Raw genomic sequence first — 13,522 nt, 5'->3', positions numbered from 1 at the left:
ACCAAACAGCGAACCCGACCGAACTGGTTGAAACCAGTGGCATGAGCCAGCAGGCCATTACCCAGCTGTATCAGCAAGCCAATGCCCCGCAGTATACGCTGAGCCTGATTCAATGGGAGCTGATGCAGGCACTCAAAGAAGGTGAAATTTCTGACGTGATTTATATGCAGATGAATGATCATGTGGCCGAGCTTAGTATTGTACAAACCGGCTGTGACCGGATTGCAACGACACCTTTGCCTTTTGCCTATTCGGTTCTGCTCAACCGTACCGTCTATTTTTTCTGTTTTATTTTACCCTTTAGTCTGGGTTCAACCCTCGGCTTGCTGACCCCCTTGCTGGTGGGAATTCTGGCTTATACCTTTTTAGGTCTGGATGCCTTAAGTTCAGAAATTGAGGAGCCTTTTGGCACACAGAGTAATGACCTGCCCTTGGACTCTATGGTGCGTACGATTGAAATTGAACTGCTAGGAACTTTGGGTAAACCGACGCCACCACCAATTAAAGCTCAAGATCATAATTTGCTTTAATGTCTTTCCTGGTGTTTTCTCTACTCTTGCACCCTCTCAGACTCGCGGAGCAGCTAGAAATTGAGGCAATAACTAAACAAAACTCTCCCAGATCCCGACCTGCCCTGGTTTTAAACTCGGCACATTCCCCAGTTTAATCCAGGGCATATGGTCACCGTGAAAATCACTACCTATTGATACTTTGAGCCCATGCTCTGCAATCATTCGGTCTACCATCTGCCGGGTTGAAGCTGGGTCAATTGCGGGCGGTAGCTCTACGGCATCACCACCAAACTTGGCAAAGATTTCGATCAGGTAACGGATATTGGTCGCAGATAAATCATATTTGGTCGGATGTGCCAGCACCGCAAAACCGCCGCTTTCATGAATCACCTGAATGGTGTCTTCAAGATTCAGGCCATCAAATTTGACATAGGCTTTTTTGCCTTCCTTGATATATTTATCAAAGGCCTGTTGCGGGCGGGTCACAATCCCCTTCTCTACCAGCGTTTTGGCAATATGTGTCCGTGTTACCCGATCCGGAACTTGGTCCACTTTGGCAAGCACATCTGCATAAATATCCTGACCAATTAAAGGAATCAGCAGATCGCAAATCTGTTTAGAGCGTTCAGCCCGGATTTTCTTTTGTTGATTGAGCGCTTTTTGTAAAGGGGCCAGATCCTGCATGTTTAACCCAACAATATGCACACCATAATTTTTCTTGGTTGCAGGACGTGACCACTGGCTGGAGATTTCAACTCCAGAAACAATCTTAATCTCATGATTTTTAGCGGCTTCTTGAGCCAGCGTCAAACCATCTATGGTGTCATGATCGGTCAGGGCCAAAGTATGGATGAAATTGCCCGCCGCAGCGTCAACCAATTGCTGTGGACTAAAAGTCCCATCAGAAATATTACTATGTGTATGTAAATCTACGCCGTGCATCTCTATACTATAGACATTTATTTGATCAGATTTAGATACTCTAACATGAAAGCACTTTTAGACTTTGTGCCACTCATTATTTTCTTTTATTTATATAAAACTGTAGATCCAAAAGACACTGACCATCAACTGCTACAACTGATCGGTTCTGCTGGAGGTGTCGACAATAATAATATTCTTGTTGCGACCACAGGCCTGATCATCTCTATGCTGGTCGTCTACGGTGCCTTATTCGTCATGCAGAAATTCCGTCTGGACAAGCAGCAATGGATTGTACTGTTTATGACGGTAATTTTTGGTGGCATTACCCTGATCCTGAGCGATGATTTCTATATCCGGCTAAAAGCCGTTTTGCTGAATCTGGTCTTTGCCGGGGTGTTTTTCTTGTCGCCATGGTTTAGCAAAGATAAAAAGCCATTAATCCAGCGCCTGTTTGGTCCTGTCTTCAATTTAACCGATAAAGGCTGGGTCAAACTCAACTATGCCTGGGTAGGGATGTTTGTCTTGATGTCATTTTTGCATACCTTTTTCGCCTACTTATGGATGGATGGAAAATATTGGGGCGAATTTACCGCATTTGGTGACATGATCGTGATGTTTTCCTTTATCATTATTCAGTTTATTGTATTGCGTAAATACTTTAAAACCGCTGAATAAGTCCAACTACAAACCAAGAGAGCCAGCATGCCGTTATTTGTTGTGAGCTGCACCGATCAAGAAGGTACAGTTGAAAAACGCCTCGCAATTCGTCCCCAGCACCTTGCCCGTTTACAAAAACTCGATGACGAAGGCCGTCTGATTGTGGCAGGTGCCATGCCTAAAGACCCGGCCAATCCTCAAGCGGGCTTTTATGGCAGTACCATTATTGTCGACTTCGATAATCGTGAAGCACTGGATGCCTGGTTACAGGATGAGCCTTTCCTGAAAGAAGGGGTCTACGCACACATTGACGTCAAGCCATTTAATAAAGCATTTCCTCAAGGATAAGGTTCATGCGTGTTGTTACTGCCAGTATGCTTGGCCTATATTTTATGATTGCTCCGGTGTGGGCGGTTGAGGTTTTACCTGCACCCGCCATTCAGGACCATCAGACAGTAGCAGCGCCAGAGACAGCGGTCCAAACCCAGTCCACTGCAAAGCCTGTAATTCTCCCGGCTGTAGCCACTTCTGCCCAGACCAGTCCAGCCGCTGAAAATAGGCCTTTAACTGCAGAGGAAATTGCCCGCAATAAGGTTCAGCAAGAAGCCAGGGTCAAAGCCTTGGTCAAAGATCAGGCCACCCGTTTACAACAGCTGGAAGAAGCCAATCTTGAAGCCTTGGCCCAGAATCAGGAATTACAGTTAAAGAACGATAATCTTGGTGTTCAGGTTCAGGTCTTACAAAGCGAACGTAGTGCCCAGATGTTCCTGTATGGTGCTGCAACGCTGGCTGTCGGCGTACTACTGGGCTTCCTGATTGCCAGCTATGTTTATACCAAACGTCGCCGACAATGGTAAGCTACCACTCTCTTTGACATAGTAAAGGTTGTGCCCGTTTTGTCTCATGCAATTCAAACCGCCGATCTGGATTGGCAACTGGTCGATGGCATTGATGTGCCTGTCTCCAAGCAGTTTGGTGATGTGTATTTTTCTAAAGATAATGGCTTATTAGAAACGCGGCATGTGTTTTTAAATGGCAATGACCTCACCACTCGCCTGACAGAACTCAAAGCTTTTGAATATTTTTGTGTAGGCGAAACAGGATTTGGTACAGGTCTCAATATTCTGGCACTGTGGCAGCTCTGGCAACAGCTTCGACCTGATAATCAGAGTCATCTGCATGCCATTTCAGTCGAGAAATTCCCTCTGTCCAAACCGGATCTGATCCGGGCTTTACATGTCTGGCCTGAACTCAAACCACTGGCGGATCAACTAATTGCCCAATATCCGATGCCTCTGGCGGGCTGTCATCGCCTGAGCTTTCCTGAGGAGCGGTTTAGTCTGGATCTTTGGCTGGGAGATGCACATGAAGTCTTTCCTGTCATCGAAAAAACCGCGCCGGTAAATGCCTGGTTTCTGGATGGTTTTGCGCCCTCCTGCAATCCGGATATGTGGGAAGAAAACGTTTTAAAGCATATTGTGCGCCTATCAGAGACAGGAACCACCTTTGCATCTTTTAGTGTGGCAGGCGTATTAAAGCGCGGCTTAAAAAATCACGGTATTTCTATTTCCCGTCCCCGCGGCTTTGGCCATAAACGTGAAATGCTAAAAGCCATCTGGAAACCTGCTGAAAAGAATGACAGTCCGTCAGAGTCGGATATTGCTCAAAAAAAAACTGAATCAAAACCTGAGTTAAATACCCAGCCCCGCCAGATTGCCGTAATTGGCGCCGGAATTGCAGGCTTGAGTGCGGCATGGGCATTCGCTCAGCGCGGTCATCAAGTCTCAATTTACGACCAGTCAGCGCCACTTGCAGGAGGATCAGGCAATCCTCTGGCCTTACTAAACCCCAAACTCGGTCCAATTGAACAAAGCAGCGCACACCTGATGACGCTGGCATGGCAATATGCCCTCAATCATTATCAGAGCTTTAAAGCTTTTCGCCCGATTCAGGTCAGCCAGCTGGCTTTGAAAAAGCCTGAGCAACTGCTCAGTTTGGCAGATGAATATCCAGCAGGCATTCTGGCCCTGCAAGCGGTGGAATCTCAAGAGCTACACAGCGAATATCCTAGTTTAAAACTTCTGGCAGCTGGTGCTGTTTCGCCGCACCAGCTACAGGAGGAAATTCTGCAACATCCTAATATTCATTATGCACAGGCCAAAATCAGCCGCATTGAAACAGCCACCAACACTCAGCTGTTTACAGATCAGCAGTTCCTCGGGGAGTTTGATCATGTAATTGTCTGTACGGCGCGAGAAAGCCAGCAGTTCTTCACAGATTATCCGGTACTCAAACCGATTCGAGGCCAAGTCAGCTGGGTAAATAACCAGAACCAGCCCTTAAACCTAAAAACCGCCTATAGTTATGGCGGCTACTGTATGCAGCTGAATCATGAACAACTGCTGCTTGGAGCTTCTTTTCATCCAAATCGCGAAGACACAGACGTACTGACAGAAGATCATGTGCATAACTATGAACTTATCCACAGTGTCTTCCCCGAATATGCCCAATCACTGCCAGCCGCTGAGACCTGGCAAGGCCGTGCCTCGGTACGGGCACAAAGTCAGGATTATTTTCCGCTACTGGGTCAAATGCATACCGGAGAAGAAATTTACAGTTTCGCGGGACTGGGTTCCAAGGGTTTTCTGTTTGCGCCATTATGCAGTGAAATTCTGGCAGCCCAGATCCTCGGAGAGGCGTGTCCTGCTCCGTCTGATCTCGTCAAAAAACTCAGCGTGACGCGTTTTCAGAAAAAAGTGAAAGCTAAAAAACCATATTTCAAGCCGCAAATATAGAATCCTGTTTTAAAGGGCTCTCCCCTCCCCTATGGGAGAGGGCTAGAGTGAGGATCTTATTTTATTGTGAAGATATTTCACCTCTCCCTGCTCCTTTCTAAAAGGAGACGGAAAATATTACCCCCATTAAAAAAGCGCCTGACGGCGCTTTTTTGACAAAGTCAATCATGCACTCTGTTCTAAGGGCATACCTGCTTCACGAGCAGCACGGGTTCCCCCCATCAGAATGACATATTCACGTGAATTGTCGAAAGCTTCTAACTTCTCAGCTGCACGTGGTGCTTTGCTTCCACCGCCACATAAAATATAAATTGGTTGATCCGCCGACACCTGAGTCAGGCTGTCTGCTGAAAGATCGTTAATGGGCTGATTCACTGCCCCTTTCACGTGTGCTTCAGCATAAGCACTTGCATCGCGTACATCCCAGATTACGGCATTTTCTGGGAACTCAAATGTTGTAATTTCTTGTTTACGGATCATTGCGCACTCCTTTGATATAAACAACACTTGGCAAATGAAGAAAACATCCCTAGCATCTCAGATATTCTTTCCATTTGTAAAGGTCTAAACCATGCCTTCTTTCGATATTGTTTCAGAATTAGAAATTTTTGAAGTAAATCATGCAGTTCAAAACACTCAAAAAGAAATCGGAACACGTTTTGATTTCCGTGGACAGGAGGTTTCAATTGAACTGAATGAAAAAAACAAGGAAATCAAAATTATCACTGAGAGTGATTTCCAATGTGAGCAAGTGTATACCATGCTGGAAAACCACTTCTATAAGCGTAAAGTCGACATTCAGGCGCTTGATCCGCAAAAAATGACAGCTTCTGGTAAAAATGTGATTCAGGTCATCAAGCTTAAAGATGGTCTTGACTCTGATACTGCGAAAAAAATTAATAAAGCCATTAAAGAAAGTGGCATTAAAGTGCAATCTTCAATTCAGGGTGACAAGATTCGTGTGACCGACAAGAAACGCGATACCTTGCAACAATTGATGGCATTCCTGAAGGAACAGCAATTCGGTTTGCCTTTACAGTTCAACAACTTTAAGGATTAAGACAGCGTCCTGTCTGGCTGAGGAAATTATGGCACATCGCAATCGACTGACGAAACTGGTTCAAGCCACATCAAGACTACCTCAAGGTATTCGAACCACCTTACTGAGTAAAACTTTTGGCCGGATGGTGCCCATGGTGGGGTCGGCCAAAATCCGCTATCAGCACATCAGTGCGTCCAAGGTGGTCGTGAGCATCGCCAATCATAAAGCCATGCAGAACCATATTGGTCAGCTCCATGCCTGTGCCATGGCCTTGCTGGCAGAAACTGCAACTGGTTTTGTCACGGCGATGAACGTTCCGGATAGTGCCATCGTGCTCATCAAAAGCCTAAAAGTGGATTATAAGCGGCCCAGCAAAGGCGCCATGACCGCAGTGGCTACCCTAACTGCTGAACAGCAGCAATTGATGCAAAATTCAGACAGAGGGGAAACGCTGGTTCGGGTCATCATCACCGATGAGTCTGGTGAGGAACCGATTCAATGTGAAATGCTTTGGGCCTGGGTGGCCAAGAGCCAGCTGAAGAAAGCCTGATTTCATCGTAAACCAAAAAAATCCCAGACAATGGGCTGGGATTTTTTTACTTTCTATTCAGTTCTGTCGAGATTCTAAAAACTTCTGTTTTGCTTCTTCCGGAATCAGGCGTTTATTGCCTTTGACATCCACTGCGACAAAGGTAAATACCCCTTCTGTCACCCGTACAGGTGGACGCGAATCATCGTGACTATCCCATACCTCAATTTCCATCTGGATAGAGGTATTACCCACCTTTAAAATCTGGGTATAACAGCTAATCACATCACCCACTTTTACTGGAACCAAGAAGGTCATCTGGTTGATTGAAATAGTAGCACAACGACCTTTACTAAAACGCTCGGCATGAATCGCACCGGCTAAGTCCATTTGTGAAACAATCCAGCCACCAAATACATCTCCGCTCCAGTTGGTATCCGCAGGCATTGCAATGGTCTGCAGGGAAAGAATTCCCTCTGGTTTAATATGAGAATCTGACACTTGAACTCCAGGCTTGTGAATTAGGATGAGGCATTTAACTGCTGATCAAGCCATTTTTGTAGCTCGCTTGAGCGTAATGCACCGCTTATTCTAGCAATTTCATCCGTTTTATTCATCAACACCAGCGTCGGAATACTCCGCACATTAAATGCAGCACTTAAACGTGGGTTGGCTTCGGTATCGATTTTGGCAAACACAACATTAGGATATTGCTGGGCAACATTGGTAAAATGCGGTGCCATCATTTTGCAAGGACCACACCAGTCTGCCCATAAGTCAATCAGAATCGGCAGGTCACTATGGGTGACAAACAGACTGAAATTCTGTTCATTCAGTTCAATCGGGGCCAAGGGAACCAGCGCCTGATGACATTGACCACAGGCAGGATTCTCCGTCAGCTTCTCTTCAGGCACACGGTTTTTGGCCTGACATTCTGAGCATACAATGATCATCTAACGCACTCCAATATGTTGATGTAAGAATTCTAATTGGGTCGAAATCGCTTTTTCAAACCATTCTCCATGATAAATATCAAAATGTCGCATATTCCACTCATGATATTGTACAAAAGGAGCAATATTGGTCGCTGTTTCCCTACTGGACTCAATCGGTATCAGACTATCTTGCTGAGCCGCAATAAAAAGCGCAGGCACCGCGATCTTACGCACATCCAGAATAGGACGATAACGGATTAGCTTAAAGAACGCCCGTGCCGGAATATAGCCACTCCAATAATAATCCGGATTTACAATGGAGAGATAGCCCTCATAACTGTCCGGGGTCGGTAGAAAACACAGTCCCTGCCGGTCAACCACGGGTAAAGTTCTGGGTGCCATGCCGACCTTTGCTCCCATATAATCCTGACTGGAAATTTTCAGGGCTTTGGGCATTTGCTGTAAGGGATAAAGTTTGGCACTTTCGGCTCCATCCACAAAAGGTACCTGGACCATCACCGCCTGAATATTTTTTAACTCTGCTGCAAGGGTTAATACATGCCCGCCACTTAGCGCAGTTCCCCACAGTACAATACGTTTGGCATCAATAGATTTACGTGTGTGTAAATGGTTAATCATCGTACGCCAATCATCAAGTTGAGCCCGGATTGATACCAGCTCACGTGGGCGACCCGTACTTCCTCCCCAGTAGCGATAATCAAAGAGTACCACCGCATAACCGGCTTTGGCAAAACGCTGTGCGTATTGGATCAGTTTAAAGTGGCGTAAAGCCGCCAGACCGTGAGCCATGAGGATGACAGCGGGCTTGTCGATCTGTTGAGGACGATAGAAATCTGCAGCAATCACTTCCTGACCGCTTTTGACATACAGTGGTTCGACTGTATAAGCGTACATACGCGGCTCCATTGCGTTATTTTATAGTTGTAATCGTTTATAAAGTTTTCAGAACTAGACATCATATTTTCAGCTTAATGCTATCATAAAGCATATCAAGATAAATGCGATAATGGAGTGACATCATGAGCGAAAATATAGGCTTTGCAGGTCAAATTGGTCCTGAACATATTGATCAGGTGGTGGAAAAAGGTTTTAAATCGATTATTAATAACCGTCCAGACATGGAAGGCGGCCCTGAACAGCCCTCCAGTGTCCAGATTGAGGAAGCAGCGCGTAAGGCGGGTCTGGATTATGTATTTCAGCCTGTGGTCGCGGGCCAGATAAGCGAACTTGATGTACGCACTTTTGCCAATCATTATAATGAGTTGCCAAAACCGATCTTGATGTTCTGCCGTACAGGTAACCGTTCCAATAATTTATATCAACTGGCAAAACAGATGGACTTGCTGGATGACTAAGTCCTTCTGGTACAAAGCTTTACTGCTGATGAGTTTGAGCTGCGCTTCTTTAAGTTTTGCAGCCAGTGACTTAAGTCGCGCTTTGAACTCAAATGTCAGCATAACAGGTCAGATGACATCGGCTAAGTTTGAACAGTTATTAAAAGATGGTTTTAAATCGGTGATTGTTAATCTTCCCGATCAGGAGCCAGGAAATAAGGTAAGTGTGAGCCAGTTACGTTCAATTGCGGAAAGGTCTCAGGTAAGCGTGATCTACCAGCCTGTAGTAAGTGGACAGATTTCCCAGGCTAATATTGAAGAGTTTGCCCGCTATTATAATGAGCTGCCGAAACCGATTTTAATGGTGTGCCGTAGCGGTACACGCTCGGCAGTACTCTTTAATCAGGCAAAATCTCAGGGGTTAATTCATGAATAAGTTATTGCTGATTGTATGCCTCAGTTTGACGTTTGTCGGTTGTAGTTCGATGAACCTGAAGCCCACTGTAGGAGTCAGTGTGGGAACTTCGATTTAATTTTTAAATCTAATCCCCCCATAAAAAACAGCGCCGAAGCGCTGTTTTTTTATTTTTAACGAATTATATATTCTTGTTTCGTGATTTGCCCTGTAGGAGCTGTCACAGTAAGAACCAAACTATCCCCTGAGTCACATTCTTTTAAACGATAAGAATAATTCACTTGTGAACTTGAAGCGAAGGTTGAAGGTGTTAACAGATTAAATACCGATGGTACTGTTGCATTACCACTCCACAGCTCAACTGAACAAGACTTTTGATTGTCTTTCGTATTATCTTCTGCCTGAACTGCAACTGTCGTGCCTGTAGGCATCGGAACTGACCGTGCACTATTACCAAATAACTTAAAATTAAAGTTTGATTTGGTATCTGTTACAGTTAAGTCTGCGATGGTTGGAATATCATTACTAAATGAGAATACAAGTTGTTGGCGAATGACAGCTGACAATTCAGTGCTACATGTACCTGAGATATTTGGCTGAATAAATGTACTTGCCGCACATGTATTCCCGACAGCACCACGCTTATAAAGAAACTCACCTCGCGCAGCTTCAAAAATTGTATTTTCATTATCATCACGGAAGAAGTCACCAATGTTACTCGTTAACTCATCTACACCAGCCGTATATACGTTATCTGAATCTTTATCAATATAGGACTTATCGCCTTCAACATAAGCTAATACTGTTACACGGTTATCCGCAGGGCGTGGATTTTGAGTTTGTAAAACAACACTACATTCACCATCAACTGTTGAACAGTTTGGCTCGATGCTACCGCCTTCAGTAACAAAACTCACGACTGTTCCATCAGGAACTTTATTCCCGACACGATCACGCAAACGAGCTACGACGGTCGCTTTATCGCCATCAATATCCCATTGCAATGCATTCTTAGTAACTGACAGACTTAAACCATTCTGGGTAACACGTCCAGTTGCAACTGAAACATCCTTGGTTAATGCTGTGACGCTAGGATCGCTAACTAAAGTCGCTTTCAATTCCACAGGACCTGGTAGACTGCCTGGGAATATATCTATAACAATTTTACCGTCATCATTTGATTTAATAACTTTTTTTACTTTGTTATGTAATGTAATGAAACTCAAATCACGTGGTGCATAAATTAATTCTACCAAAACATCCTGGTTTTTAGCAGGTAAGTTATTTGAATACACGGTGAATTCAACTTTACCCGATGCACTTGAACCACTATTTGCAGCACCTAATTTTACTTCACCCGAACTATATACGAGTGAATTAGCTTTAATCGGATTAATCGTAATATTTTGTGTTGTTGTGGTTGCCCCATTATTCGCAGAAATCGTAATCACTTGCGTACCCGAACACAACTGACCACTTGTTGAAACTCCAGTATATGTCGTTTCAACTAAACCTTGATTTGAACTCACTGTACTATTAGTGAATGTCCCACAATCTGCTTTAAAACTTACTTGAACATTGTTTTGTGCAATATCCGTTAAACTATCAACAGTGCTTAAACTGATTTTAACAGAGCCGCCCGCATCAATACTTAAATGATCAAATGTTAAATTTTCAAATTTGGTTTTAATAGCTTCTACAGAAACATAGGTATCATTCGTATTTGCTGTATTTTCATTCAGCTCTGCATTGGCAGAAATTTTAAAAATACCTGTTTTTGTTTCATCTGTTGGCTTAATACCAATCTTTGCAATACCTTCAGCATTCGATAGAACTGTGGCATTAGAGGTTTCAAATGTAATATTTTCACCTGTAAACGTTACAAGTGCCCCACTGACTGGCCGGCCATTTTGGTCAGTTACTTTTACGCCTGCACTGGCACCAAGGAGCGTTAATACTGTAGTTGCTTGATTATTACTATCTACTAACTCAACATTGGTAATATTCAATTTAGCTACAACCGGTGCTTCTATCCCATTATCAGTATTTGATCCATTACCATTATTTGACCCACTTCCATCATTATAATACCCATCACTACCACCACCGCCACAACCGGCCAATATTAGTGCAAAAGTAAGAGCAGATAATTTAATACCTAATTGTTTATTAATCATTCAAATTCCCCAAGACCCTCTATTATAGGGTTTGCTATCAATCTTTATTTAATTTCGTGTTATGTAATCATAATTATGGTTTTATGTAAATAAAGGTAAGCTAAATGTTTTGTATGCTAGCTTATCAATAATGATTTTAGTAAGAGTAACAAATGTACGATCTCATTATCATTGGCGCTGGAACTGCCGGAATTTCAGCCTATAAAGAAGCCATAAAATATACTCAAAATATCCTGATCATCAATGATGGCCCATGGGACACCACTTGTGCCCGTGTCGGATGTATGCCAAGTAAAGTTCTGATTTTATCTGCCAACCGCATGCATGAAATGCAACAACATGAAGGTTTAGGATTAACTGCACAAGTTAAAATAGACACCTCCCAAGTGATGCCGTATGTACAGCAATTACGAGACCGCTTTACCCGTGCAACCTTAAAAGATGTCGACTCATGGAAAACTGAACATAAAATTTCAGGCCGCGCCGAATTCATTGATGCCAATACGGTTCAAGTCAACAATCAATCTTATCAGGCAAAAAGCTTTATTCTTGCTGTAGGAACAACGCCAAGCATCGATCAGGAATTGAAAGAAAAACTGGACAAGCGGCTTATCACGACAGATGAGGTCTTTGAACTGGAAAAACTGCCAAAATCCTTAGCCGTGATTGGCAGCGGTGTCATTGCCGTCGAGCTTGCTCAAGCTATGCACCGTTTAGGGGTAAACACCCATATTTTTGCACGCAGCCGAAGAATTGGTGCACTCAGCAGCCCTGCTTTGCAAAAGCTCGCACAGGAGGAGCTAAGCAAAGAGTTAAACCTACATTTTGAAACTTTGCCAAGTGATTATCAAAACACTGAAAATGGGGTTGAACTAAGCTATATGGAAAATGGTAGAAATCAAACCTTAATAGTGGACTGTGTAATGGCGGCAACAGGTCGTAAAACACTCCTGAACACATTAAAACTTGAAAATATTCATCCCGATTTTAAAGACTTAAAAAACTTGCCTGTAGACAGCAAAACCAAGCAATTGTCTGATTTACCGATTTATATTGTCGGCGATGCATACACTTCCACCCCCATTCAGCATGAAGCGGCTCATGAAGGCAAACATGCTGCTAAACACTGCCTAAGGGCAAATCCTGATCAAGAGGTCAAAACATTAACGCCTTTAGGTATTGTTTTCTGTTCACCTGAAATGGCGATGCTGGGACAAAATTATAAACAGTTAAAAGATCGCAACATTGAGTTTGTGACAGGATCTATTGATTTTAGAAAACAGGGACGCGCCATTATAAATGCGAAAAATCAGGGAGCTGCTGAGATTTATGTTGATAAAGGCTCGCGTAAAGTACTCGGTGCAGAATTGTTTTGCCATGAAGCTGAACATTTAGCACATTTACTGGCGTGGATGGTAGATGAAGCGCTTACTGTTGATGATTTACTAGATAAGCCTTATTACCATCCAACGATTGTTGAAGGCCTGCGAACTGCTCTAAAGCATGCCCGAAGGCAGCTAGATTCACAATAATAGTTCAGCTATTTTGAGCTTCAACACACGCCCTAAACATTTTGTATGTGCAATCCAGCGATCCAAACAGCGCTATGCTGCAAGTAACTCCAAATTACCTGCAGCACTAAGTTGCTTCAAAGATGCATACTGTATAAATTGCTCTCGCACAGGTACTCTCAACCCATCAGAGTAATCTTTTAAATTGCTCAAACCCACACAAAAAACAAAAATTCACTTTAATTTCAATTATTTATAATTATCAACATAGTAGTCTAGAATACTTAAATAGTCTAAAGCCACTTGATGGATAGCTGAGTCCGAATCATTAAAGCATAGTTAATTGATCCCGATCACTTCGCCACCTACTGATGTAGACCATTTTTTTTCACATACGCTAAATTGATATTAATTTCATTTTTTTAATGTGTTTTAAAGATTCTCAAACATATTGTATCTTGTCAATTCAGCAACGGTTTGCACCGATGCCATTGCAATTAGTTCACTTGATCAGCGTATTTTCCTTTTTATTTTTCTTTTTATAAAAATAAATCCCCCTGCTTTTTAGCAGGGGGATTTTGAATAATGAGCTGGCGATGACTTACTCTCACATGGGTAACCCCACACTACCATCAGCGCAAAGAGGTTTCACTTCTGAGTTCGGGAAGGG

At 43.4% G+C, this 13,522-nt stretch carries 16 protein-coding genes; 10 read left to right on the top strand and 6 right to left on the bottom strand.

Features of this window, described 5'->3' with window-relative positions:
* Positions 1-530: bestrophin family ion channel (locus E2K52_RS11225; RefSeq protein ID WP_151205178.1), on the top strand; the 530-nt coding region annotated here is incomplete at its 5' end.
* A 72-nt stretch (positions 531-602) separates the two neighbouring features.
* On the opposite strand, the gene E2K52_RS11220 is transcribed toward E2K52_RS11225, so the two are convergent.
* Positions 603-1,454 carry a PHP domain-containing protein gene (locus E2K52_RS11220; RefSeq protein ID WP_151205177.1) on the bottom strand — a complete coding sequence of 284 codons (852 nt, stop codon included), beginning with the start codon at positions 1,452-1,454 and terminating at the stop codon, positions 603-605.
* 45 nt (positions 1,455-1,499) lie between these two features.
* Between E2K52_RS11220 and E2K52_RS11215 the strand changes: the two genes are divergently transcribed.
* The 4 genes from E2K52_RS11215 to mnmC are packed head-to-tail and all read left to right on the top strand — an operon-like array spanning position 1,500 to position 4,888.
* Positions 1,500-2,111: an inner membrane-spanning protein YciB gene (locus E2K52_RS11215; protein WP_151205176.1), complete on the top strand. Its 612-nt coding sequence runs from the start codon at positions 1,500-1,502 to the stop codon at positions 2,109-2,111.
* Between the two features lie 27 nt (positions 2,112-2,138).
* Positions 2,139-2,441, top strand: coding sequence for a YciI family protein (locus E2K52_RS11210; protein ID WP_151205175.1), 303 nt, complete (start codon positions 2,139-2,141; stop codon positions 2,439-2,441).
* A gap of 5 nt (positions 2,442-2,446) precedes the next feature.
* Positions 2,447-2,950, top strand: coding sequence for a hypothetical protein (locus E2K52_RS11205; RefSeq protein WP_151205174.1), 504 nt, complete (start codon positions 2,447-2,449; stop codon positions 2,948-2,950).
* 39 nt (positions 2,951-2,989) lie between these two features.
* Entirely contained in the window at positions 2,990-4,888 is a 1,899-nt protein-coding gene (mnmC, locus tag E2K52_RS11200; RefSeq protein ID WP_151205173.1) for an FAD-dependent 5-carboxymethylaminomethyl-2-thiouridine(34) oxidoreductase MnmC, read from the top strand.
* A gap of 165 nt (positions 4,889-5,053) precedes the next feature.
* On the opposite strand, the gene E2K52_RS11195 is transcribed toward mnmC, so the two are convergent.
* The gene (locus tag E2K52_RS11195; protein ID WP_151205172.1) at positions 5,054-5,368 is read right to left on the bottom strand and encodes a rhodanese-like domain-containing protein; all 315 of its coding nucleotides are present in this window, start codon (positions 5,366-5,368) and stop codon (positions 5,054-5,056) included.
* Positions 5,369-5,459: 91 nt separating this feature from the next.
* Here E2K52_RS11195 and E2K52_RS11190 point away from each other — a divergent pair, with 91 nt between their 5' ends.
* Both E2K52_RS11190 and E2K52_RS11185 read left to right on the top strand, forming a co-directional pair.
* Positions 5,460-5,948, top strand: a complete 489-nt coding sequence (locus E2K52_RS11190; RefSeq protein WP_151205171.1) for a YajQ family cyclic di-GMP-binding protein — start codon at positions 5,460-5,462, stop codon at positions 5,946-5,948.
* Positions 5,949-5,976: 28 nt separating this feature from the next.
* Positions 5,977-6,480: a DUF4442 domain-containing protein gene (locus E2K52_RS11185; protein ID WP_151205170.1), complete on the top strand. Its 504-nt coding sequence runs from the start codon at positions 5,977-5,979 to the stop codon at positions 6,478-6,480.
* Between the two features lie 57 nt (positions 6,481-6,537).
* On the opposite strand, the gene E2K52_RS11180 is transcribed toward E2K52_RS11185, so the two are convergent.
* From E2K52_RS11180 to E2K52_RS11170, 3 genes are all read right to left on the bottom strand, one after another.
* On the bottom strand, positions 6,538-6,906 hold the full coding sequence (locus E2K52_RS11180; RefSeq protein ID WP_218955325.1) for an acyl-CoA thioesterase: 369 nt from the start codon (positions 6,904-6,906) through the stop codon (positions 6,538-6,540).
* A 74-nt stretch (positions 6,907-6,980) separates the two neighbouring features.
* Positions 6,981-7,412, bottom strand: coding sequence for a thioredoxin TrxC (gene trxC / locus E2K52_RS11175; protein WP_151205168.1), 432 nt, complete (start codon positions 7,410-7,412; stop codon positions 6,981-6,983).
* Positions 7,413-8,309 carry an alpha/beta hydrolase gene (locus E2K52_RS11170; protein ID WP_151205167.1) on the bottom strand — a complete coding sequence of 299 codons (897 nt, stop codon included), beginning with the start codon at positions 8,307-8,309 and terminating at the stop codon, positions 7,413-7,415.
* A gap of 125 nt (positions 8,310-8,434) precedes the next feature.
* Here E2K52_RS11170 and E2K52_RS11165 point away from each other — a divergent pair, with 125 nt between their 5' ends.
* Positions 8,435-8,770: a TIGR01244 family sulfur transferase gene (locus E2K52_RS11165; protein WP_151205166.1), complete on the top strand. Its 336-nt coding sequence runs from the start codon at positions 8,435-8,437 to the stop codon at positions 8,768-8,770.
* On the top strand, positions 8,763-9,185 hold the full coding sequence (locus E2K52_RS11160; RefSeq protein ID WP_151205165.1) for a beta-lactamase hydrolase domain-containing protein: 423 nt from the start codon (positions 8,763-8,765) through the stop codon (positions 9,183-9,185). Before E2K52_RS11165 ends, E2K52_RS11160 begins: the two co-directional genes overlap by 8 nt.
* A 152-nt stretch (positions 9,186-9,337) precedes the next feature.
* On the opposite strand, the gene E2K52_RS11155 is transcribed toward E2K52_RS11160, so the two are convergent.
* Positions 9,338-11,341 carry an Ig-like domain-containing protein gene (locus E2K52_RS11155; RefSeq protein ID WP_151205164.1) on the bottom strand — a complete coding sequence of 668 codons (2,004 nt, stop codon included), beginning with the start codon at positions 11,339-11,341 and terminating at the stop codon, positions 9,338-9,340.
* Between the two features lie 152 nt (positions 11,342-11,493).
* Here E2K52_RS11155 and E2K52_RS11150 point away from each other — a divergent pair, with 152 nt between their 5' ends.
* Positions 11,494-12,873: a dihydrolipoyl dehydrogenase gene (locus E2K52_RS11150; protein ID WP_151205163.1), complete on the top strand. Its 1,380-nt coding sequence runs from the start codon at positions 11,494-11,496 to the stop codon at positions 12,871-12,873.
* Positions 12,874-13,522: the final 649 nt, after the last annotated feature.

The organism is Acinetobacter sp. RF14B (assembly GCF_006864105.1).
GTDB lineage: Bacteria > Pseudomonadota > Gammaproteobacteria > Pseudomonadales > Moraxellaceae > Acinetobacter > Acinetobacter lwoffii_C.
The sequence above is the reverse complement of the archived record's forward strand: the minus strand, read 5'-3'. Positions and strand labels throughout refer to the sequence as shown.